Below are 22,469 nucleotides of genomic sequence, written 5' to 3'. Positions count from 1 at the left end.
TTAGTTAATCTTCCTTTAATTCTATTTTTTTACCATCTACCCATAATTTTTCAACATTATAAAAATCACGAGCTTCTTCAGTAAATACATTAACCACAACATCACCTAAGTCAAGTAGCAGCCAATTTGATTCACTGGTCCCTTCAACTCGATAATTATAAAAGTTGGCTTTATGAGCTTCATCAATAATCGCATTCGCAATTGCGTGCAACTGCCTATTTGAGCCAGCACTAGTCACAACATAATAGTCAGACAAAATGCTATACCCTTGCATGTCATAGGCAGCCGTATCTTCGCCATGACGATCACTAATCGCTTTCAAGACGAAAGCTAAGATATCTTTACTAGTCAATTTTTCTCCTCATTATCTTTAATACTCCACACATTATATGCAGCCAAAGTGCGTGGATATACCTTATTTCTATTTCCTATTAAAAAATTAAGAGTGTGAGCTAATTGAAAACCAACACCTTCATCCAAATTAGCAAAAGTGATTTCTCGTGCCGTGTCGACACCCACAAAATCTCTTCCCGGCTCAATATAATCAGCCATATAAACGATTTTGTCAAGCATTGTCATTTCAGTATCACCCGTAGTATGGCGTCTAACGGCTGTTAAAATTTCAGGATCAGTAATTTTTAAATCTCGTTTAATAAAATATGTTCCTACAATTCCATGCCAAATTGCCGGCCCCCAATTCAAAAGCTCTTGATCAAAGCCCTGTGTCTGAATTGTTTTGCGAAAATCCGCAACCGAAACTTGTTTGGCATAATCATGGATAAATCCTGCTAAAGCAGCCTTATCTTCATCATAATTGTTAAGATGTGCCAATTTACGTGCCGTCAGACTTACTCCGATACAATGTTTAAAGCGCTTATGATCCATGTTATTTTCTTCTAACTTAATCAATTCACTACTGGATAATGAAGAATAAGTATTTTTCAAAACAAAATCAGTCATTATAAAGCCTCTTTTGGTAAAGATAATTTTCAACAGCTTCTGGCACCAAATATTTAATGGAGCCTCCCATTGCAATTGTTTGTCTAATTAATGTTGAACTTATTTCTACTTTTGGCACATCAACCCAAATTATTGGTAAAGTTGCCTTTTGTGGGTACCCTGGTCGCTGAACACCAACTAAAGTAGCTAATTGTGCTATCTTAGTAGGCTCCTTCCAACTTTTCAAATTATTAACCTGATCACTACCTATAATTAAATAATAGTGGTTTTGGGGCTGTATATTATGTAAATGACGCAATGTATCAACTGTATATGAAACGCCACCGCGAAATAGTTCAAAAAGCTTTACATAAAATTGTGGATTATCGTGCGTAGCTAATTCAAGCATATTGGCTCGATCTTCAGGTGAAACTTTCGGTGCATCCTTTAAGGGTGGAATATTAGTTGGAATAAACCAAATTTCATCTAAATGAAGTTTAGTTACGACTTGTTGCGCAACAAGCAGATGTCCCAAATGAACCGGATTAAAGGTGCCACCCAAAATGCCAATTTGTTTACCCTTAAGTGAATCAATTTTTTCCGTTTCAACAGCAACTACTGGACTTTTTTCATCCTTAGAAATAGCAATCATTTTCCCCTCTAAATCAGTGCGCGTCTTATACCTAAGCCAATTTGGCTAGGTGTATAAACTTTAACTAAACAATCATTTGGCACTGTTACAAATCCGATGCCGCCAAACAAGAGATCACTCTTACTACTTGTATGAAATTTTTTCCCTTTCAATTCTGGTAGTTTATCCTCATTACTTGGCGGACTAAGCAATTTCCCCACATGTTTTGAGTAAAATTCATCAGCTTTTTCTGTCTTAGTTCGGTGAATATATAATTCTCGTGCAGCATAAACTGTAAAACTAGCAGGTTCACCTTTCAAAAAATCAATTCGACCTAATCCGGCCAAAAACAGAGTGTTACCTGGCTTCAATTGATAAGTTGCCGGTTTAAGCGGTTTTTGCGGTGAAATAATTGCTAACTCTTTTGCACTTAAATGCGTTGCCAATTGATTTTCTGTCATAATCCCCGGAGTATCAACCAATAAGTGTCCATTTTCTAGTGGAATTTCAATTTTATCAAGTGTAGTTCCTGGAAAGCGAGAGGTGGTAATCAAATCTTGAATATCGCCCATTTGATCAATGATTGCATTTAGCAAGGTTGACTTGCCGACATTAGTCATCCCAACAAAATACACATCTTGGTTGCGTGATTCTATATCAAGATAAGATATTAATTTTTCAAGATTTTTTTGCTTTTTAGCACTAACCAAAAATATTTTCTTAGGGAATAAACCAACACGATTCGCTTCTTGACGCATCCAATCCTTAATCTTACTTTGACGCAAATTTTGCGGGAATAAGTCAAATTTATTCCCAACTAAAATGAAATCATTATTACCAATAAAACGTGTTATTGATGATAAAAGTGAATTAGTAAAGTCAAACAAATCTACTACGTTAACAATTAACGCTTTTTTTTCTGCCATTGAATTTAACAAAGCTAAAAAGTCATCATTATTGGTATCTACCGGCATAATTTCATTATAGTGACGCAAGCGAAAGCATCGCTGACAATAAACATCATTATCTTCACCATCTTGAACATTCTTCAATCTGGATGCAGGAATGTACCCGGCTTCTTCAGGACAAGTCGATTGCAATATTGCCCCACAACCAATACAAATAATTTTATCATCCATGTTTTAATGTCTCCTTAAAAGTTACAGGGTGTGATAAACCCAAAAAGAAAAAAATAATTTTTTCCAAAAAGCGGTTAATGCGCGTATTCCACTTATCTGTCTGAACAAGTGGTTTAACTAACACTGATTTTACGCCAGCAAGATTACCCGCTTGAATATCCGTAATCAACTGATCACCAACCATCATTACTTGATTAGAACTTAAGCACATTTTTTGTGTTTTATTTTTAATTGCAAACGGTAGCGGCTTTTTTGACTTGGCCACAAAGTCAATCTGATAAGGATTAAGCACCTTACCAACCCGCTCAGCGTTATTATTCGAAATAACCACCAATTTAATTCCAGCATCAGCTAAACGTTCGTTTAGCCTTCCCATTTCATTTGCCGTTTCAAACTTATTCCACGCTAAAAGAGTATTGTCTAAATCAGAAAATACCGCTTTAATTCCTAATTGGTGAAGCATATCGGTATCTAGATGATAAATTGTATCAATTGTATATCGTGGCCTAAATAACATTTAACTTTCCCCTCATTGTCATTCCATAGTTTAATATACCAAAGATTAACCTTCAAGTAATAATTTTTTACATAAAAAAACGGCGCAAATGCGCCATTTTCTAGCTTAGTTTAAAGCCTTCTTAGCAGTTTCGGCTAATGTTGCAAAAGTTTCTGAATCGTTATAAGCAATATCAGCTAACATTTTACGGTTAATGTCAATACCAGCAACTTTCAAACCATGCATCAGCTTAGAGTAAGAAATGTCATTTTGTCTAGCTGCAGCATTGATTCTAGCAATCCATAACTTTCTGAAATCGCTCTTACGTCTTCTACGATCACGGAATGCATATCTATAGGATACAAATAATTGTGTACTTGCAGCCTTAAATTGCATATGCTTTGCGCCACGGTACCCCTTAGCAAGCTTCATAACCTTCTTACGACGTTTACGTGTAACTGTTCCACCCTTAACTCTTGGCATCTAAAATTCCTCCTAAATATCGTTTTTACTTAATAATTAACGCATTTGAGAGAGCATCTGTTTGATGCGCTTCAAGTCGCTGCGTGAAACTAATGCAGCTTTTCTCAAATGACGACGTTGTTTCTTAGTCTTACCGTGGAAACGGTGACCAGTAAAAGCGTGATGACGTTTTAATTCACCAGAGGCAGTTCTTTTAAAACGCTTAGCAGAAGCGCGGTGGGTTTTCATTTTAGGCATTTTCTAATTCCTCCAAATTAACTATTTATTTTTTATCACTCTTAGGAGCAAGTATTAAGAACATCGAGCGACCTTCCATCTTTGGCTTGCTAATCACAGTAGCAATATCAGATGTAGCTTCCGCCATCTTTTCAAGTACATCGCGTCCTAATTCTTTATGAGTAATAGCTCGACCCCTGAACCTAATCGAAACACGAACCTGAGCTCCTTCTTTAGTTAGGAACTTTTGAGCGTGTTTTAATTTAGTATTGAAATCATTGCCTTCAATTGTCGGACTTAGGCGAATTTCTTTCACACTAACAGTCTTAGACTTCTTACGTGATTCTTTAACCTTTTTTTGTTGTTCAAAACGGTATTTACCATAGTCCATAATCCGGGCAACCGGTGGTTTGGCATTAGGCGAAATTAGAACTAAATCTAAACTTGCAACACTGGCTTGGCGTAATGCCTCATCCTTAGTTACAACACCAACTTGTTCACCATCTTCATTAATTAAACGAACTTCACGTGCACGTATCTGATCGTTTAATATCAAATTCCTTGGTATAATTCTTCACCTCCATGTTAATTTGAGGACAAGAAAAAGACGGGTACTAAGTGCCCCGCCTTTAATCAACAGAAAATATCGATTAGCCCAGAGGTCAACTTAACTTAGGCGAGAAGCGGGAAGCTCCTTCTTGTTCTCAACTAATGCGATTATACACGTTCTCATTATTTACGTCAAATAATTTTTGTTTCAAGCGTAAATATAATTCTTAATTGCGATACATCACTTTATAATTAAAACCAGGTACTTTGCTGAACCATTTCTTAATCAACCGATTATATTTCCCACTATGTTGTAATTTCGAAATTGCTGTATTTATGGCATTTTCTAATTCAGGCTGATGTTTATTTATTGCTATTCCGTATGGCTCTTTTGTAAAAGTCCCGCCACGTACCGTTAACCTCGGGTTTTCGACTGCCAAGCCATATAAAACACCGTTGTCACTCGAAAGTGCATCCCCTTGACCCGCTTTTAACGCGATTACGGCTTGACCATAATCCTGCATTTGAACAACTTTAGCTTTGGGTGCCACTTTTTTAATCACATCAACTGAATTATCCCCTACAATGCCAATCACTGTTTTACCAACCAAATCATGAATGTTTTTGATTCTCGAATTTTTTCTAACTAAGAGTGATTGGCCTGCTGCAAAATAAGATTTAGAAAAATTAATTATCTTTTTACGTTCTGGTGTAATAGTCATCGTTGCAATAACGGCATCAACATTCCCATTCTTCAATAATGGAATTCGTGATTGTGCAGTCACCAAAATAAACTTTGCTTTTCCCTTTGATCCTAAAATTTCTTTAGTAATGGCTTTTGCCATATCAACTTCAAAACCTTTTTCTTGATTATCTTGAGTATCAGTTAAACTAAACAATCTAACATCACTCTCAATTCCCCAAGTAAGTGCATGAGACTCTTGTACATTCTTTAAAGCATTTCGATCAGAAACACTTTGGCTACAACCGATTAATAAACAAGCACTGAGTAATATCGGAATTAGCCCTAATATTTTCTTCATAATGGCTCTCCCAATATTTAAATATCGATTGTTAAAAAAATCCAGAGTAACTATTATCAATTATTTATTACGTGAATATGATTTAACATCCTGCTTAATTTCTTTGATGAATTCATCAAATGTCTTTGATACCTCTTCTTCTGTTCCATAACGCCGAACATTAACACTATTTGACTTCATTTCCTTATCGCCTAAAACCAAGGTATATGGAACTTTTTGAGTTTGTGATTCACGAATTTTATAGCCCAACTTTTCATTACGTAGATCAGCTTCTGCTCTAAAGCCACGCTTATTGAGTTCGTCACGAACCTTCTTAGCATACTCAGCATGAGCATCTAGGTTAACTGGAATAATTTGCACTTGAGTTGGAGCCAGCCAAGTTGGAAAGGCACCTTTATAAATTTCGATTAGATAAGCAATAAAGCGTTCCATTGTACCAACAATTCCACGGTGCATCATTACTGGACGATGTTCTTCACCATCTTGACCAATATATGAGAGATCAAAGCGTTCTGGTAGCATAAAGTCAAGTTGAATTGTAGACATTGTTTCATCTGCTCCTAATGCAGTCTTAGTTTGAATATCCAATTTTGGACCGTAAAAGGCAGCTTCGCCTTCAGCTTCAACATAATCAAGTCCCATGTCATCCATTGCCTTTTTTAGCATTGACTGACTTCTTTCCCACATTTCATCATTAGCAAAATACTTTTCTGTATTCTTTGGATCACGATACGATAATCTGAAGTAGTAATCAGTGATATCGAAGTCATTATAAACATCCATAATTAATTTCAATATTTTAGAAAATTCTTCCTGCACTTGATCTAAAGTAACAAAAGTATGACCATCGTTCAGTGTCATTTCACGCACACGTTGCAAACCAGACAAGGCTCCAGATTTCTCATATCTGTGCATCATTCCTAATTCAGCAATACGAATTGGCAATTCACGATATGAACGAATATGATGCTTATAAATTTGAATATGAGATGGGCAATTCATTGGCCGTAGTTCAAGCATTTCACCATCGCCCATGTCCATTGGCGGGAACATGTCATCACGATAATGTGCCCAGTGACCAGAAGTCTTATAGGCATCAACATTCATTAAAACGGGAGTGTAAACATGTTGATAGCCGTCAGCAACTTCTTTGTCGATTATATAACGTTCAACAACACGGCGAATTGTTGCACCTTTAGGCAACCAATAAGGAAGACCTGCACCAACTTTTGGGTCAACAAAGAACAAATCAAGATCACGTCCAATCGTTCGATGGTCACGTGCCTTAATTTCTTCACGCCGTTTCAAATCAGCATCAAGGTCTGCTTTTTTGAAGAAAGCTGTCCCCGAAATTCTTTGTAGCATTGGGTTAGATGATTGACCTTGCCAATAAGCGCCAGCAACTGACAACAATTTAAATTGCTTAATTTTACCAGTATTTGGTAAAAGAGCCGCGAAACCAAAATCAACAAAATTGCCTAACTTGTATGCTGAAATGGTTTCACCTTCTTCGGCCTTTAATAACTCCAACTTATACGGATCAGCTTTAAAAATTTCTTCCAATTCGGCTCTTGGCATTGTAACTGGTTCGATTTTTGCGCCAGACTTAACCATTTGCTTAACAGCTTTTTCTAATTCTGGTAATTCGCTAATTTTAATTTGATTTTCCTTATCAGTATCAACAAAAAAGCCATCTTCGTTTGCTGCATGTGCACCTAAACATATTTCTGGATAAATCTTCTTAGCTGCTGCTTCAAAAACAAAGGCAACGCTGGCACGAAGTATGTTTAGTCCCTCATCATCCTTATCTGTAATAATTGCAACCTTAGCATCTTGGTTAATTTCATAATCAACCGATCGAATTTGACCATCAACCTTACCAGCAAGTGCTGCTTTGCCAAGAGAAGTCGAAATACTATGAGCCAAGTTACTAATCGTAATAGCTTGACTAAAATCCCTTTTTGAACCATCTGGCAAAATTATTGAAAAACTCATGTATACCTCCAAAACAAAAAAGTCCCAGTGCGAAATGCACTGGGACGTATTTAACGTGGTTCCACCCAAAGTTTGGTCAAAAAAATTCTTGACCATCTCTATGAATTGATAATGGAACTCACCCGTTTAAAAATCTTTTTCATGTGAATGAGTGGGGTATTACTCAATTGAAAGACTTACAGAATAATGTCTTTCTCTCTGAATAGAGTAATATCATGTTCATTCATTGATGTTAATTATACATAATTAATATCATATTGCAAACTTTTTTAAAATTTAATGAAGATTGTTAAAGAATTTCTAACCACCTTTATCTAATTGTTAGATTGATAAAATACTAGACAAAAATGCTTCGAAATTATTATAAGCATCAGTTTCATATCACTTAATGCTTTACTTTAATTGCGCCGATTAGGACCAGACACAACAATTTCCTTAGCCAGGAAATGAACTCTTTCCATTAATCGAGCTGCCTTAACGGGATCAATCGCATTTCTTGTTTCCTTGAAATGTTCCTTTAATTCTTCCATCGCCATATTTGAAGAAAAGAAGGTTGGTAAAACATTATCCATTCGAGCTTGCAGAATCACTGCAAGTACCTCATCACGTGACCATTGGCTAAGCGTTTCTGCACCGATATCATCAATAATTAATAGATCACATTGGGCAATTCGTTGAACCTCATCCGCCAAACTATTATCATTAAAATGACTTGACAAATTAGCAATAAAGGTTGGTAAATGCAAAAATATTACTTGTCTGTTCATCGCAGCCACTGTATTTGCAAGTCCAGCCAAAAGATAAGTTTTACCAACTCCAAAATCACCAGATAAATATAAACCCTGGGGATGATGATTTTTTGAATAATTCACTAAAAAAGTTTGAATATCTGCAATCGCAGATGCCCGTCCCGGAGCCATTTCTACTTGACTTAAACGGACATCGTGTAATGCAAATGGTAAATTAATTAAACGCACGTTTTTTTTAATACTTTGCTCACGATCTTTTTCCAATTTGCTTTCTTTTGGTACATATTTTAGTGTGATTGCTTGACCACTTAAAATAAGTTCAGGACGATAGCCACTGGTTACCGGGTCATCATGCTCTTGCGAGAGATAATATTCATATAAACTTGATAGGCTATTATTAATAATTTCAGGTGTCAACCGATCTTGATATTGACTGATAAATTCATGAATTTTTGGATTATTCAAGATTTGCTTACGCAGATTTTCATTACCGTGCCCTTGTGCTTTTGTTGCATTTCCATGTGCTAAAAATTTGTTGATTGGTTGCATAATTATCACCTATTTCATGCCGTTTTGATCTTCAAAATTTTTAAAGAATTGTTTTAGATCTGCCGTAGAGACATCAGTCTTTTTTGCCGACTTCTTTTTACTCCAATCGGTACCTTTTTCGACTGGTTTATGAGAATAAAAACTGGCTGAACGAGTCTGTTGCTTTTTGAATTTATCTTGTTCTCTTTTATCCATGTAATCAATCGCCTGTGCGCCACTTTGCACCCCATGTTGCAACCAATCATGCAAAATTTTGTTAGCTAGTCGGTATGATACATTCGGGGCACTTTTCAAACAGGCATAGGTCAAGATATTTAGTAAATCAGCAGAAATCCCTTTCTGATTATAAAGATTGTCAAGAACTTGATATTCACTAGCATCAACATAATCATGACGATCTGATTTTAGTTGATATATAAATTGAGCGGGAGACTTCGATTGTGCAAGTTGTAATACCTGCTGTTCTCGTATACTAAAATGTTTAATATCCTCACTTTTATTAGAAGCTTGCTCCTGCTGTTTAAGATTCTGGCGTGTATGCTCAGCATGAATACTGTTAGCAATTGTTTGTTTAATCAACGGCATATTCAAGTGGTAATCACCATGTAAACATGGCAAGGTTTCATCAACAAATTCCTGTTCGGACAAGCCATAAGTCCTCATCAAACCTTGAATAGCAGGACGATTTCGCTCAATTTCACTTCCAGCAATCTGATAAATTTCAAACTGTTGTTTCATAAATTCCCAGTCAATTTGTTCTGGAGGATTAATTTCGGCCGGTTTACTTTGCACAATCTGGTTTTCTTGTGCTGCTTTCTTAACCTCAGGAGAGGGATCAATTGCTTCTTCTTCTGACAACCGAAAAACATCAATAAAAGAGGCAGAAACATCTTTAGCAGACTTAAGACCATTAATTTGACTGAACGATTTTTGACTTTCACGAGCAAATTCATGACTCAATGATTGAAACATCGTTATCCCTACTTTTTCCTTTAACAGACTAGTTAAAAGTGCCGTTGAAAAAAATTCACTGCTGCTAGGTACACGCTTCAAAGAGAAGAGTAAAATTTGTCCCATAATCTGATTTTCTAACTTACTAGTTCTGACTAAACCAACGGCTTCAAGCTTATGCAAACTCGATAATAGTTTGTTTATATCACAGTCAAGCTGTTCCTGCAGTATATAAATTCCCTTGGCATCAGACAGCATCGCTCCAGAGTCATAATCTTCAATCATGCTTAAATATAGCGACAAGGCTCGTGAACCAATTAACGGCTGATAAAGTTTAATTAGAACTCGTAAATCACCCGGAAAAATATCTACTCGGTTAGTAATAAAGAAAGGCTGTTTAGGATTAGGCGTTTCATACATCACTAATTGTCCTTCTCACGTTTGGCAATCATGTCTTCCATTGTCTTCATAAAACTAGACATATCTTTAAATTCACGATAAATTGAAGCAAAACGAATATAAGCAACATCATCCAATTCTGCCAACTCATCCATCACTAGTTGACCAATTTTTTTCGAAGAAATTTCACTAATTCCTTGCTGACGGACCAGATTTTCCACATGATCAACCAGTTGCTCAAATTGTTCACTGGTAATCGGTCGCTTTTGTCCCGCAGCCATCACTCCACGTAAAATCTTCTTACGGCTAAACGGTTCACGTGTGCCATCGTTCTTGACAACCAATAAAGGGGTGGTTTCTACTCGTTCAAATGTAGTAAATCGAAACCCACAATTTTCGCATTCACGTCGCCTTCTGATTGCCCGATTCTCGTCACTAGGTCGTGAATCAATGACTCGCGAGGCATTCTGTCTACAGTTAGGACATTCCATATTGATCCTCCTTTTTTATTTTAACTAGTAATTGGCTTAATTTTTGATTTAATTCTTCGATAGTACCAGTATTAGTGATGACATAATCGGCTAATTTTTCCTTCTGAGCTAAGGGCATCTGACTATGAATACGTTTAAGAGCATTTCCTTTAGTTAAATGGTCACGCGCCATTAAGCGTTCAAGTTGGATTTTCTCTGGTACAGTCACTAAGATAGTGCGATCACAATAATTTTGACCTCCGGATTCAAATAACACAGGAGCATCAACAACAATAAACGGCTTCTGTAACTTCCTATATCGCGTAATTTTAGTCTGAATTTCCCGAAAAATCAATGGATGAGTGATCTGATTAAGAACTTGCAATTGTCGCTTATCACTAAAGACCATTTGTCCTAGATACTGACGATTAACTGTTTGATTAGAATTTAAAATTTTCTTACCAAAGTGCCTTACCACATCATTATACCCTTGGTGCCCAATATCCAAAATTTCGTGAGCAATCTGATCACAATCAATAACTGGCAGTTGCCTTTCTTTAAAGAAATCATCGACAGTACTTTTACCACTGGCAATCCCACCAGTTAATCCTAAAACTAATGTCATCGATAGGTTACCTGACAATAAGGGCAAAATGTCGTACCACGACCATTAACCTTAATTTTTTCTAATGCCGTCCCGCAGCGTCGACAGGGTTCCCCTCGGTGCCCATAAACTAAAAGCATTTTTTGAAAATTGCCTGTCTCACCATTTGCATCTAGATATGTATGAATAGTTGTTCCTTTCTCAATGATTGCCTGGGCAATAATCTCATTAATATTGTCACGCAAATTATCCACTTGATTTGAGGGGATTTTACTAGCCAAACTTAGCGGATTAATTTTAGAGCGCCATAAAACTTCATCAACATAAATATTACCTAGACCTGCCACAACTGATTGATCCAGTAATGTATTTTTTATATTCTTTTTTTTATGTTTTAAACTGGTTCTCAAATACGCCTTGGTAAATTCAGGAGAATTTGGTTCAAAGCCAAGTTTACTAATTCCAGTAACTTCTCTTTCTGTTCCCGTCCTAACCAACTGCATTCTACCAAATTTACGCACATCATTATAGCGTAGTGCCGTACTATCTGTGAATGCAAATTGAACATGATCATGCTTGTTTTTAGGATCTAACTCATTAACCAAACGATACTTTCCCTCCATGCGTAAATGCGACACAACGGTAAAATTATCATTAAAACGAATTAGTAAATATTTAGCATAACGATCAATATTAATAACTTTCTTTCCGGTCAATTGATTAACGAATTCCTTAGGATCACTGGCAATAATTTTAGGATACCACAATGTTATTTTCTTGATTGTTTTGCCCGTAATTAGCGGCAGTAGTGTGCGCCGCACGGTCTCAACTTCTGGCAGTTCTGGCATTTATTATTACTCCCTTACTTGGCTTCAAACCAGTTATGACCATAACCCGAATCTGCAATTAGAGGAATATCAAGCTTGACGGCAGATTGCATTACTTGTGGAACAATTTTTGACACAATTTCAAGCTCATCTTTAGGCACATCAAAGATCAATTCATCATGTACTTGAACTACCATCTTGGTCTTTAACTTTAATTCGTCGAGCTTATGCTGCATATTAATCATTGCAATTTTAATAATATCAGCAGCTGATCCTTGAATTGGTGAATTTATCGCTGTTCGCTCAGCAAAAGAACGTACATTATAGTTTTTAGCGTGAATATCTGGTAAATAGCGACGCCGATGCATAATAGTTTCCGCATAACCATGTTCACGTGCAAATTGCACAGCGTTACCCATATATTCACTAATTTTGGGATACTGCTCAAAATAGTTATCAATAAATTCCTTAGCTTGTTTACGACTAATATTTAAATTCTTGGATAAACCATAATCCGAAATTCCATAAACAATACCGAAATTAACAGCCTTTGCACGGCGCCTCATTAGCGGTGTAACTTCATCCGTGGAATTCAAATGAAAAATTTTCATCGCTGTATGAGCATGAATATCATATCCAGTCTTAAAAGCTTCTTGCATTTGCTCATCACCAGAAACTTGCGCTAAAACACGCAACTCAATCTGCGAATAGTCACAAGAAAAAATATATCCATCTGGTTCACTTGGAACAAAAGCCTTTCTAATTTGCTTACCTTCCTCAGTTCTAGTTGGAATATTTTGTAAATTAGGATCAACCGATGACAAACGACCAGTTGCTGTTAATGTTTGCAAGTAGCGCGTATGCACACGGCCGTCTTGTTGAATAACATCCAGTAAGCCATTCACATAAGTTGACTGAATCTTAGAAATTTGACGATATGTCAATATATGAGGAATAATTGGATTTTGCTCCTTTAATTGATTAAGAACATCAACTGAGGTTGAATAACCAGTTTTAGTTTTCTTAATTGGAGGCAAATTCAACTTTTCAAACAGAATATGTCCTAGCTGTTTTGGTGAATTCAAATTGAATTCTTCACCAGCTTCTTCAAAAATCTTCTTTTCTAATTCACTTAATTTTTGGGCAAATTCTTTTTGTAAATCGATTAAAGTACCTGCTTCCACTTTAATACCATTCATTTCCATAATGGCTAAAACTCGCGCAACTGGAATCTCAATACTTGCATAAAGGTCGTCTTGCTCATGTTCTTGCAGTTTATCGACTAAAATATTCTTCAAACTTTCAACAGCCTGTACTTTACTTGCTAAATGATTAAATATCTTTTTATCATCATTAGGAATCTGCAAACTTCTACCTTTACCATAAATTTCCTCATCACGCATAACTGAGTCGTTACCGTACATGTGACAAATTTCACCCATGTCATCAGAATTGTTTTCATTATTAATAAGATATGAGGCTAAAAGCATATCATAATCAATTCCATGAGCAGTGATTCCCAAACGATTTAAGCCGACCATTGTTCGCTTTAAGTCAAACACATTTTTCTTAACCTGCTTATCTTCAAGCGCATGTTGGAGATTAGCGCTTTTTAAAAGATCCATATCGCGACTAACAAAGATTTGCTTACCCACTTTAAGGGCAAAGCCAACAAAATTGGCAAGATGATAATTTGCGCCAAGCATGGCTAAGTAAAAACTAATTGTTGCCCCACTTTTCACTTTAATATCAGTAATATTTTCATTAGTTACAATAGTATATTTAACTGGTACGATTGGAGCTGTTTCTTTAGTTGCAACTAAATCGGTACTAGATTCTAATTCGTTTAAAAATTTACGGAAATTCATTTTTTCATAAAAACGATGAAGCTTTTTGTAATTAACTTCTTGTTTTTTTATGTCATCTAGAGTAATGGTTACGGGCGTTTGGCAATTAATTGTCGCTAGTTTCTTAGCTAAAAAGGCTTTATCCCTATCATTGATTAAATTTTCTTTCAATTTAGACTTCTTCAACTCATCTACATGCTGGTATAAATTTTCCACTGAGCCGTATTGTTGAATCAAATTCGAAGCTGTCTTGGGACCAACTTTGGTAACCCCAGGATAGTTATCCGAATTATCACCCATTAAAGCCTTCATATCAATAAATTCCGTCGGAGTAACGCCATTAACTTCTTTCATGTGTTCTGGGGTATAAGCCTCTAAATTCTGCACACCCGTCTTGGTTACCATAACAGTAATTTTATCAGAAGCAAGCTGCGTTAAATCTTTATCTCCAGTTACAACTGTAACATCATAAGCGGAATTTTCCCCTAGCTTGGCAAAAGTTCCAATAATATCGTCGGCTTCGTAATTGACTAACTCGTAGGTCGAAATCCCCAAATCATGCAATAACTCCTGAATATACGGAAGTTGCTCCGAAAGTTCTGGAGGGGTTTTCTGTCGTCCACCTTTATAATCATCATACATAGCATTTCTAAAAGTCGTTTTGCCAGCATCAAAAGCAACCAATACATGGTCGGGTTTGATGTCATTTAACAAAACATCCAACATATTCTTAAATGTATAAATGGCATTAGTATGCAAACCCTCTGAATTCTTGAAATTATCAAGCTGACGGTATAGTGCATAAAAAGCACGAAAGGCAATAGAATTACCATCGATTAAAAGCAATTTTTGATTAGCCATTAGATCTCCTCATGTAAAACTTCAATTAATTTAACTATCATTTTAACAGTTTTTATCGCTTCTTGCAGACTAGGGCCTTGGTGTGCATAGAAAAGTCGTTTATTTGTTTTTTTGGTATTTAATTTTTAAGATGTTAGATTTAAGTTCAACCAACCTAAATCTTAAATAACATAAACTTTTTAATTACAATTATTCTTTTCGAAATATTTCTAAATTATCTGAGATATTCAAAAACAAAAAATTCAAATTTTCAATTATTGAAAATTTGGATTTTTTAATCTATTTTAATTTAATTATTTTTAGCTGTGATTTTTAAGACTAACGGCCAAAGCACTATTATTACCAATGCAAGTCCCAAGCCGAGCCAAAGGGCAGCCGACGTTGACAAAGTAATCCCGTGATAAAACTCAGTTTGCAGATATTGCAATAATTCATTAACGTAGAATTGTTGCAAGCCAAATGTTGCTCCCGCTGAAAGTAGCAATAATAACGAAGCGATTTTTTTGCCAAGTAAAACAAGAAGCGCTGTAATCGCAAAGACGGCAATTACTCCGAAGAAAAAGTAATGAAACATATTAATTTTTTGCTTTACTGACTGTGAGTTATGTTTCAAATTATGATTAATTCTGTCTATGATAACATAATTAAAGGCCTTCTGAATTTGATTTTTCTCAGTTAGATTTAAATTCTTATCCGTCAATTCTCCATTTTCTTGATAACTAACGCTAAGATTATAAAGGTTTGTATAAGAAAGATTATACTGATACTTGCGTTGAAGTTGACCCCAAATTTTATCCGTAACGCCAAGTTCTTCCCCTAATTTTAACGTATTTTTTAAATCTATATTGTCTGAGTGGTCAACATTCTTTTGAACAATTGCTTTAGCCATTGCTGGAACATTCTCTACAACGATATTTATAGGGCTTTTCAATAATAAGAAACCAGAAATGCAAACCAAAACAGCAAAAACTATTCGCAACAAAAAATTACCAATTTTTTTCATTTAAACTATTCGCCTCCGATTAATTAGCTTAGGGTTAACAATCATGCTGCCCCAGCGTTAAACAATCGCACGGAACCATTGCCGGAGCATTCTCTTTTTTACGGGCTAGTTCTTGTTCAATTGTTGTAATATCATTTTTAGTTAATGGTATCTTTTTGATAATTTCAATCAACACCTGTCCTTTATGCATATCACACATACGACTCATCATTTCATTTGTAACTTGAATCATCATTTCCACTTGAGTAACCGTCGCCGAATATACAAAACGGTGACCATCCTTATGTGTTTGCAAAAGACCTTTCTTCACTAAGCGTCTCATCAATGTTTTAATCGTTGACTGCGACCAATCTTTTTTTAATTGCAACTGTTCAATCACATCACCCGTATGTATTTTACCTAGTGTCCACACAATACGCATGACTTCCCATTCCGCTTCAGAAATATTATGCTCGATCTTTTTTTCCACCATAACCATTAACTCAATCTTAATTCTACTACAATATAAATTTTTTTAGTGCTTGGGCAACTCCGTCATGATCGTTATCTTCGGTCACGTAGTCCGCTTTCTTTTTAATCATATCAATGGCATTTCCCATAGCGATCTTTTTAAATCTAGGATTTGTAAACATAGACAAGTCATTACTCTGATCACCAAAAACCATTATTTGATTTTGGTCAATTTTCAAGCGATCAGCTAATTGTTCGAGGGCACTACCCTTTGAAACATTTTTGGGAGTAATCTCAATGATTTCCGGAAGACTTCTAATAATATCGTATTTAGCAAATGCCCAATCTGGAATACACCGCCATAATTGATCAACATCCTCGATATCGTCAATTAAGCCAAAGGTGGCTTTGTTGAAAGTAAAGTCCGTCTTAATTTCGTCCGGTTCACGAATTTTCAAGATATTATTTAGCAAATATGCGTTTTTAGTCAAATTCAAGCCGAGGTCATGGTCACATGACCAGAAACAATCCGTAGTTTCAAAATGAAGATTTACTTTAGCTAAACGTTGCAACTTATGCATATTGGTAAAATCATTGTAATTCATCTTGTGATTAATAATAATATTACCGTCAAGATCTTGAACGACCGCACCATTAAAGACAACGTTATATTGACTTTTTCCAGCAAGACCTAGCTGCTGATTATAGGAAAAAACGCCTGATAATGGTCGCCCTGTTGCAAGAACAATCTTTATTCCTAAAGTACTAACTTTTTTAATTACTTGTTCAGTTTCCGATGAGATTTCAACGTTACTATTTAATAAAGTACCATCAAGATCTAGCGCGATCACTTTAATTGCCAAATTCGTTTACCTCCTACTTTGTAATAAGCCAATTATACAAAAAGTCGTAATTACTTACGACCCTTTAGTATATTATTTATTCTCTACTCTATATCTATTCTACTGTAACACTTTTAGCCAAATTACGTGGCTTATCAACATCTAATCCCTTTGCCTTTGAAGTATAGTAGGCAATCAATTGCGTAGCCACAACCGCTATTAAAGGTGTTAAATAATAATCAATCTTGGGTAACACTAGATCATCATTTGGTTTTGCCAAATTCTTGCTAGCAATTGTAATCACATTAGCCCCCCGTGCAACTACTTCTTGAATATTACCACGCATTAAATCAGCCGTTATAGGATCATTGATTAAAGCAATAACCGGGGTACCATCTTCAATTAGTGAAATGGTGCCATGTTTCAATTCTGCTGCAGCAAAGCCCTCAGTTTGAATATATGACACTTCTTTTAACTTAAGTGCTGATTCTAAAGCAAGTGGATAATCGAGACCGCGACCAATATAAAAGGCATTTCGAGAAGGCACTATACATTTCTTAGCCAATTTTTCGATTTTTGATTGATCAGACAAGAGTTGATCAATTCCCTCTGCCGCTAAAGACAAATTTTCTTTTAACTGGAAATTCTTAGCTTGCTTGCGATTTGCCTTTTCTCCCAGAGCCTTAGCCAACACTGCCTCAACAGCAATTTGAGCAGTATAAGCTTTAGTTGACGCAACTGCAATTTCAGGTCCCGCCTCAAGTGTCATTGTGTAATCGGCCTCTCGAGCTAAAGTTGAATTTGGAACATTTGTTATGGTTAAGCAAGGAATTCTACGCTTAAGAGCTTCCTGCAAGACCACACGTGAATCGGCTGTCTCACCAGATTGCGATAAAAAAATGAAAAACGGATGTTGCGATAACATCGGGAAATGATATCCAGCTTCTGACGCAAAACCGACTTCAGTTGGTATACCACTTACTTCTTCAAACATAGTCTTTCCTACTAAAGCAGCATGATAACTTGTTCCCGCAGCAAAAAGGTATAACCGATCAGCTTTGACTAAAGCATCAATAATCTTTGAATCGACTTTTGGCTCTCCTTTTTGATCAAGATAAAATTGATTTAAATGACGTAAAACATTTGGCTGCTCAGAAATTTCTTTCAACATATAAAACTCATATGTGCCTTTGCTTGCAGCATTAGGATCAACTCTTACTTGATAAGGTTGAGGTTTCACTACTTTACCTGTAATAGTTTCAATTCGATATTGATTTTTAGTAATATCGCCAACTTCACCATCATGTAAATCAACAAAGGTATTGGTTTGATCTAGAACGCATAATGCATCAGAAGCAATAATATTTCCTTCAGAAGTTAACCCAAGCATTAACGGTGATTTATTCTTAGCGATAAAAATATGATCCGGTTGTTGATTGTCAACAAGAAGGAATGCATATGAGCCTTTAATAAGAGTGAGAGTTTGTTTCAAAGCACTGAAAGCATCTAGTTTTTTATCACGAGCAATCTTACTAATCAACTGGACAACTACTTCGGTATCGGTATCCGATTTGAAGGTTACATCCTTTAAATACTGTTTCTTAAGTTCCTGATAGTTTTCAATCACTCCATTATGAACTAAATAAAATTTTTTCGTTTCATCAAAATGAGGATGTGCGTTATTTTCACTTGGCGCTCCATGAGTTGCCCATCGTGTATGCCCAATTCCGACTACACCTTGCTCATTGGACGTCATTTTATTTTTTAGATTCTGTATCCGACCAGTAGTTTTTGTTAGAAACTCATTTCCTGCTAAATCATTCAAATAGATCCCAGCAGAATCATAGCCGCGATACTCCAACTTTTTCAAGCCATTCAAAACAACGTCTCTGGCAGATTTTCCAATAACACCGACTATTCCACACATATTTATCTCCTTTGGTATAGTTATATTATTTAAAAATGGATTAGTTTTATAACTAAAGCTACATAAAGAATATTAACCTTTTGGTTTGAATTGGTCAAGTACAGTATTTTGAATTGGTATATACATATTTGAAAATGTTTGAAAAATCAATGCTTACTCAAAGATCTTTTTTAGTTTAATTTGGCACAAAGAGATAAATCAAAAATAAAAGAGCTGATAATCAACGAGAATTATCAGCTCTTTTATTTATTTGCAATTTTTCACAGATTTTTTTTATGATACATTGACTAAACGCCCATTTCTTGTTTAACAACATCGGTAATACGTTTAACATACATAGCTGTTTCTTCTTCTGTTGGTCCTTCTGCCATAACCCTTAGAAGTGATTGGGTACCCGAGGGACGAACTAAAACGCGTCCATCACCATTCATATCTTTTTCGACATCATTAATTGCATCAAGAATTGCTTGATGCTGTTTCCAGCTATTCTTATCTTTGACAGGAACGTTTACAAGGCATTGGGGATAATCTTTAAAATCAACCAATAATTCAGATAATGTTTTACCAGTTTTTTTCATAACAAGCATTAAATGAAGCCCGGTTAGCATCCCGTCTCCAGTATTATGATAATCACTCATAATCACATGTCCTGATTGTTCACCTCCCAAATTAAAGCCATGAGCACGCATTTCTTCAGAAACGTACCGATCTCCGACTTGTGTACGAACATTCTTAATTCCGCGTCTTTCTAAAGCTTTTGTAAAGCCGAGATTACTCATCACTGTTGTCACAATCGTATCATTTTTTAGGCGACCACTATCTTCCATGAAAGTTCCTAAAATATACATGATATGATCACCATCAACTTCATGCCCGTTTTCATCAACAGCTATACATCTATCAGCATCACCGTCAAATGCTAAGCCCAGTTGTGCGCCTTGCTTTACTACTTCTTCTTGTAACCTTTCAGTATGAGTTGCCCCAACATGATCATTAATATTCAATCCATTAGGATGAGTTGCAATTGTTGTAAAATCAACGCCACAATCAGCAAATAAACGCGAAATCAAACTACTAGCTGCACCATTCGCGCCATCAATTACAACCTTTATGCCATCAAGATTTTCGGGAATCGTATTTTCAATAAATTGCAGATATTTTGCACTACCCTCATGAAAATCCGTGACAGAACCTAACCCATCAGCTGATGGACGGGGTAAAAGATCTTCATGAGCATCGATCAATTTCTCAATCTCATCCTCCATCTCATCAGATAATTTTAAACCATCACTACCAAAGAACTTAATACCATTATCCTCAACAGGATTGTGCGAAGCTGAAATCTGCACTCCTGCATCTGCTCCTTGAGCACGTACTAAATAAGATAATCCAGGAGTAGTAATCACACCAACTTCAAGCACTTCAATACCAACGGAAAGAAGGCCCGAAATCAAAGCATACTCAAGCATTTGACCTGAAATTCTAGTATCACGAGATACTAGTACCTTTGCTTGTTCTTTCTTCGACTTATTTTTAGTTAAAATGTAACCTCCATTACGCCCAAGTTTAAATGCCATTTCGGGGGATAAATCCTGATTTGCTACGCCTCGAACACCGTCAGTGCCAAAATACTTTAACATATAAAACACCTTTCTATTTATCTTTAAAATCGTTTATATTATCTACTTTTAACTCAACGTTAATCTGATTAGGATTAGCCTTAACGACCCCATTGGGTAATTTTAATTTCACAGTCTTTGTTGTCGAAGAGTTAACATCTCTAAGGTCTACTGCAACTGGTAGACTTTTAATTTTTACCAGAGCTGATTCACTACCGTATAAAGTAACATAATTGTTTTTAGCCGTCAGAGAATAAACTTTTCTAGCTTTTTCATGTTTTGGCTGTAATGCAACCTTAACTTTCTTTTGGGCGGTAGTAATTGGAATTGTCACCCTTGCCGTTGCCGGTTCAATAATCACATTCAATTGTCGACCTCTTTGATCCTCAGCAATCAAACTAACTTGTCTTTCATAAGAATGATCAATTCCATTTGGCAAAACAATCTTTGCTACGATTTGATCAATTTGATCTACTTCGCCACGAGCACCGGTAACTTCGACTTGTTGCGGATCAACACTTGTTTTGCCAAACTTGTATCCGCTTGCTACGGCATTTTTATTATACTCTATTTGTACAGGCATTGTCGTTGATTTTCGACGTTGAACATTTACATGAACAATTTTAGGATTAACTGTATAAGAAATTTGATTATTAATCCCATTAATATGAACCTTAACTGTTTGATCTCCAATCCTGTTATTAGTTAAATCAATATATGCTCGAAAATTCTGCGTATTAACAGTTGACGTTACTAATGCCGTTGATCCTTCCAACGTAACACTAACTTTTTCAGGATAGCCCACAACATAATATTTATCCGTATCAATTGAAACTTGTAAAGGAACTTTGATAGTCTGTACCTTATTAGCAGTTTGCTTGGTTCTTTCCGCTTGTCCTGGAGTCAAAAAACCATTTTGTGTGTAATTAACATAAATTACTAATAAAATTGCAATCAAAAGTGAAACAAGACGAATGAACCATGTTTTTCGCCAAAACTCTTTCATCGATCTGCACCCCACTTCCAAATTTTTTGCAAGGCTTTTTGATACCACTTATCATTACCGTTTTTCTTAGGCACTAATTCAGCGGTTAAATACTTCATGTATTCCTCACGAGTCATATCAAGCATCATTCGACCATTTCGAGTGATTGTGACGCCACCAGTTTCTTCAGAAACAACAATTGTAATTGCATCAGTTACTTCAGAAATACCAACAGCAGCGCGGTGTCTAGTTCCCAGTCTTTTAGGAATCATCGTGCTATCAGATAGTGGCAGATATGCCGCCGCAACCGCAATTGTATGATCCTTATTAATAATTACAGCACCGTCATGCAACGGTGTATTAGGGATAAAGATATTAATCAATAATTCTCCAGTTACGTGTGCGTTCAACTTAATTCCAGTTTCAATATAATCTTCAAGTCCAGTTTCCTGTTGGATAGTAATTAAGGCACCTATGCGTCGCTTAGACATATACTGAATTGCTTTATCAAGCTCATTAATAAAGTGAAGCGATTGATCACGTTCACTGTCTTCTCGCTCACCAAAAATAGGTAGGCGTCCCAAATGCTCCAATCCTCGCCTAATTTCGGGCTGAAAAATAATGATAATTCCTATTACTGACCAAGATACAATCTGATCAATCAACCACGTTGTCGCATGTAATTGCAAAAATCCCGCAATGATACGCACAATAAAAATCAACACAATCCCTTTGGCTAATTGAACAGCCTTAGTTCCTCTGATTAAAACCACAAGGTGATAGACCAAAAACCAAATAATCAATACATCCAGAATGGTTGACAAGCTACTCCAAGTGAAGATATTTGCAACATTATAATGCATAACTAATCCTTTCAATTTATTTTATATTACCA

Annotated in this window: 23 protein-coding genes; all 23 read right to left on the bottom strand. The window is 35.9% G+C overall.

All coding sequences use genetic code 11. The features are described 5' to 3' along the window. Positions 1-4 precede the first annotated feature (4 nt). A complete protein-coding gene (gene rsfS, locus ACYIAQ_RS03755; RefSeq protein ID WP_122023146.1) occupies positions 5-352 on the bottom strand; it encodes a ribosome silencing factor in 348 nt (115 codons plus the stop codon). Beyond that, complete coding sequence (gene yqeK, locus ACYIAQ_RS03750) at positions 349-960, bottom strand: bis(5'-nucleosyl)-tetraphosphatase (symmetrical) YqeK (RefSeq protein WP_483562559.1); 612 nt, start codon at positions 958-960, stop codon at positions 349-351. Before yqeK ends, rsfS begins: the two co-directional genes overlap by 4 nt. Beyond that, positions 953-1,591: a nicotinate-nucleotide adenylyltransferase gene (locus ACYIAQ_RS03745; RefSeq protein ID WP_483562560.1), complete on the bottom strand. Its 639-nt coding sequence runs from the start codon at positions 1,589-1,591 to the stop codon at positions 953-955. The genes yqeK and ACYIAQ_RS03745 overlap by 8 nt, the downstream gene beginning before the upstream one ends. An 8-nt stretch (positions 1,592-1,599) precedes the next feature. Next, a complete protein-coding gene (gene yqeH / locus ACYIAQ_RS03740) occupies positions 1,600-2,709 on the bottom strand; it encodes a ribosome biogenesis GTPase YqeH (RefSeq protein ID WP_483562561.1) in 1,110 nt (369 codons plus the stop codon). Further along, positions 2,702-3,226: a YqeG family HAD IIIA-type phosphatase gene (locus ACYIAQ_RS03735; RefSeq protein ID WP_122023148.1), complete on the bottom strand. Its 525-nt coding sequence runs from the start codon at positions 3,224-3,226 to the stop codon at positions 2,702-2,704. The genes yqeH and ACYIAQ_RS03735 overlap by 8 nt, the downstream gene beginning before the upstream one ends. A 105-nt stretch (positions 3,227-3,331) precedes the next feature. After that, positions 3,332-3,688, bottom strand: a complete 357-nt coding sequence (rplT, locus tag ACYIAQ_RS03730; protein ID WP_122023149.1) for a 50S ribosomal protein L20 — start codon at positions 3,686-3,688, stop codon at positions 3,332-3,334. A gap of 36 nt (positions 3,689-3,724) precedes the next feature. Next, positions 3,725-3,925: a 50S ribosomal protein L35 gene (rpmI, locus tag ACYIAQ_RS03725; protein ID WP_122018520.1), complete on the bottom strand. Its 201-nt coding sequence runs from the start codon at positions 3,923-3,925 to the stop codon at positions 3,725-3,727. Between the two features lie 25 nt (positions 3,926-3,950). Next, positions 3,951-4,460 (bottom strand): translation initiation factor IF-3, encoded by a 510-nt coding sequence (infC, locus tag ACYIAQ_RS03720; protein ID WP_122018521.1) that lies wholly within the window; start codon positions 4,458-4,460, stop codon positions 3,951-3,953. A gap of 220 nt (positions 4,461-4,680) precedes the next feature. Beyond that, entirely contained in the window at positions 4,681-5,496 is an 816-nt protein-coding gene (locus tag ACYIAQ_RS03715; RefSeq protein WP_483562562.1) for a transporter substrate-binding domain-containing protein, read from the bottom strand. A gap of 60 nt (positions 5,497-5,556) precedes the next feature. Continuing rightward, positions 5,557-7,491, bottom strand: a complete 1,935-nt coding sequence (thrS, locus tag ACYIAQ_RS03710) for a threonine--tRNA ligase (protein WP_483562563.1) — start codon at positions 7,489-7,491, stop codon at positions 5,557-5,559. Between the two features lie 398 nt (positions 7,492-7,889). Then, positions 7,890-8,789 carry a primosomal protein DnaI gene (gene dnaI / locus ACYIAQ_RS03705; RefSeq protein WP_483562564.1) on the bottom strand — a complete coding sequence of 300 codons (900 nt, stop codon included), beginning with the start codon at positions 8,787-8,789 and terminating at the stop codon, positions 7,890-7,892. Positions 8,790-8,798: 9 nt separating this feature from the next. Further along, positions 8,799-10,160, bottom strand: a complete 1,362-nt coding sequence (locus ACYIAQ_RS03700; protein ID WP_483562597.1) for a DnaD domain protein — start codon at positions 10,158-10,160, stop codon at positions 8,799-8,801. Positions 10,161-10,162: 2 nt separating this feature from the next. After that, positions 10,163-10,630 (bottom strand): transcriptional regulator NrdR, encoded by a 468-nt coding sequence (gene nrdR / locus ACYIAQ_RS03695; RefSeq protein WP_122018524.1) that lies wholly within the window; start codon positions 10,628-10,630, stop codon positions 10,163-10,165. Next, a complete protein-coding gene (gene coaE / locus ACYIAQ_RS03690; protein ID WP_483562565.1) occupies positions 10,617-11,234 on the bottom strand; it encodes a dephospho-CoA kinase in 618 nt (205 codons plus the stop codon). Before coaE ends, nrdR begins: the two co-directional genes overlap by 14 nt. Further along, a complete protein-coding gene (mutM, locus tag ACYIAQ_RS03685) occupies positions 11,231-12,061 on the bottom strand; it encodes a bifunctional DNA-formamidopyrimidine glycosylase/DNA-(apurinic or apyrimidinic site) lyase (RefSeq protein ID WP_483562566.1) in 831 nt (276 codons plus the stop codon). The genes coaE and mutM overlap by 4 nt, the downstream gene beginning before the upstream one ends. A gap of 14 nt (positions 12,062-12,075) precedes the next feature. Then, positions 12,076-14,748: a DNA polymerase I gene (gene polA / locus ACYIAQ_RS03680; protein ID WP_483562567.1), complete on the bottom strand. Its 2,673-nt coding sequence runs from the start codon at positions 14,746-14,748 to the stop codon at positions 12,076-12,078. Positions 14,749-15,037: 289 nt separating this feature from the next. Next, positions 15,038-15,751 carry a hypothetical protein gene (locus ACYIAQ_RS03675; RefSeq protein ID WP_483562568.1) on the bottom strand — a complete coding sequence of 238 codons (714 nt, stop codon included), beginning with the start codon at positions 15,749-15,751 and terminating at the stop codon, positions 15,038-15,040. A gap of 34 nt (positions 15,752-15,785) precedes the next feature. After that, positions 15,786-16,223, bottom strand: a complete 438-nt coding sequence (locus ACYIAQ_RS03670; protein WP_483562569.1) for a CopY/TcrY family copper transport repressor — start codon at positions 16,221-16,223, stop codon at positions 15,786-15,788. A gap of 25 nt (positions 16,224-16,248) precedes the next feature. After that, positions 16,249-17,064, bottom strand: a complete 816-nt coding sequence (locus ACYIAQ_RS03665) for a Cof-type HAD-IIB family hydrolase (protein WP_483562570.1) — start codon at positions 17,062-17,064, stop codon at positions 16,249-16,251. 94 nt (positions 17,065-17,158) lie between these two features. Beyond that, positions 17,159-18,970, bottom strand: coding sequence for a glutamine--fructose-6-phosphate transaminase (isomerizing) (gene glmS, locus ACYIAQ_RS03660; protein WP_483562571.1), 1,812 nt, complete (start codon positions 18,968-18,970; stop codon positions 17,159-17,161). A gap of 287 nt (positions 18,971-19,257) precedes the next feature. Continuing rightward, positions 19,258-20,610 carry a phosphoglucosamine mutase gene (gene glmM / locus ACYIAQ_RS03655; RefSeq protein WP_483562572.1) on the bottom strand — a complete coding sequence of 451 codons (1,353 nt, stop codon included), beginning with the start codon at positions 20,608-20,610 and terminating at the stop codon, positions 19,258-19,260. Positions 20,611-20,623: 13 nt separating this feature from the next. After that, on the bottom strand, positions 20,624-21,595 hold the full coding sequence (locus ACYIAQ_RS03650) for a CdaR family protein (RefSeq protein WP_483562573.1): 972 nt from the start codon (positions 21,593-21,595) through the stop codon (positions 20,624-20,626). Next, positions 21,592-22,437 (bottom strand): diadenylate cyclase CdaA, encoded by an 846-nt coding sequence (cdaA, locus tag ACYIAQ_RS03645; protein WP_122018533.1) that lies wholly within the window; start codon positions 22,435-22,437, stop codon positions 21,592-21,594. Before cdaA ends, ACYIAQ_RS03650 begins: the two co-directional genes overlap by 4 nt. Between the last annotated feature and the right edge of the window lie 32 nt (positions 22,438-22,469).

The organism is Lactobacillus sp. X-49, from assembly GCF_057063645.1.
Note: the sequence above shows the minus strand (reverse complement) of the source record. Positions and strands in the feature narration are given on the sequence as shown.

What these genes read in the sequence shown, in the direction of transcription:
- yqeK (WP_483562559.1), bottom strand. Translation starts at nt 960, where the DNA reads ATGACTGATTTTGTTTTGAAAAATACTTATTCTTCATTATCCAGTAGT.
- ACYIAQ_RS03745 (WP_483562560.1), bottom strand. Translation starts at nt 1,591, where the DNA reads ATGATTGCTATTTCTAAGGATGAAAAAAGTCCAGTAGTTGCTGTTGAA.
- yqeH (WP_483562561.1), bottom strand. Translation starts at nt 2,709, where the DNA reads ATGGATGATAAAATTATTTGTATTGGTTGTGGGGCAATATTGCAATCG.
- ACYIAQ_RS03735 (WP_122023148.1), bottom strand. Translation starts at nt 3,226, where the DNA reads ATGTTATTTAGGCCACGATATACAATTGATACAATTTATCATCTAGAT.
- rplT (WP_122023149.1), bottom strand. Translation starts at nt 3,688, where the DNA reads ATGCCAAGAGTTAAGGGTGGAACAGTTACACGTAAACGTCGTAAGAAG.
- rpmI (WP_122018520.1), bottom strand. Translation starts at nt 3,925, where the DNA reads ATGCCTAAAATGAAAACCCACCGCGCTTCTGCTAAGCGTTTTAAAAGA.
- ACYIAQ_RS03715 (WP_483562562.1), bottom strand. Translation starts at nt 5,496, where the DNA reads ATGAAGAAAATATTAGGGCTAATTCCGATATTACTCAGTGCTTGTTTA.
- thrS (WP_483562563.1), bottom strand. Translation starts at nt 7,491, where the DNA reads ATGAGTTTTTCAATAATTTTGCCAGATGGTTCAAAAAGGGATTTTAGT.
- dnaI (WP_483562564.1), bottom strand. Translation starts at nt 8,789, where the DNA reads ATGCAACCAATCAACAAATTTTTAGCACATGGAAATGCAACAAAAGCA.
- ACYIAQ_RS03700 (WP_483562597.1), bottom strand. Translation starts at nt 10,160, where the DNA reads ATGTATGAAACGCCTAATCCTAAACAGCCTTTCTTTATTACTAACCGA.
- nrdR (WP_122018524.1), bottom strand. Translation starts at nt 10,630, where the DNA reads ATGGAATGTCCTAACTGTAGACAGAATGCCTCGCGAGTCATTGATTCA.
- coaE (WP_483562565.1), bottom strand. Translation starts at nt 11,234, where the DNA reads ATGACATTAGTTTTAGGATTAACTGGTGGGATTGCCAGTGGTAAAAGT.
- mutM (WP_483562566.1), bottom strand. Translation starts at nt 12,061, where the DNA reads ATGCCAGAACTGCCAGAAGTTGAGACCGTGCGGCGCACACTACTGCCG.
- polA (WP_483562567.1), bottom strand. Translation starts at nt 14,748, where the DNA reads ATGGCTAATCAAAAATTGCTTTTAATCGATGGTAATTCTATTGCCTTT.
- ACYIAQ_RS03675 (WP_483562568.1), bottom strand. Translation starts at nt 15,751, where the DNA reads ATGAAAAAAATTGGTAATTTTTTGTTGCGAATAGTTTTTGCTGTTTTG.
- ACYIAQ_RS03670 (WP_483562569.1), bottom strand. Translation starts at nt 16,223, where the DNA reads ATGGTGGAAAAAAAGATCGAGCATAATATTTCTGAAGCGGAATGGGAA.
- glmS (WP_483562571.1), bottom strand. Translation starts at nt 18,970, where the DNA reads ATGTGTGGAATAGTCGGTGTTATTGGAAAATCTGCCAGAGACGTTGTT.
- glmM (WP_483562572.1), bottom strand. Translation starts at nt 20,610, where the DNA reads ATGTTAAAGTATTTTGGCACTGACGGTGTTCGAGGCGTAGCAAATCAG.
- ACYIAQ_RS03650 (WP_483562573.1), bottom strand. Translation starts at nt 21,595, where the DNA reads ATGAAAGAGTTTTGGCGAAAAACATGGTTCATTCGTCTTGTTTCACTT.
- cdaA (WP_122018533.1), bottom strand. Translation starts at nt 22,437, where the DNA reads ATGCATTATAATGTTGCAAATATCTTCACTTGGAGTAGCTTGTCAACC.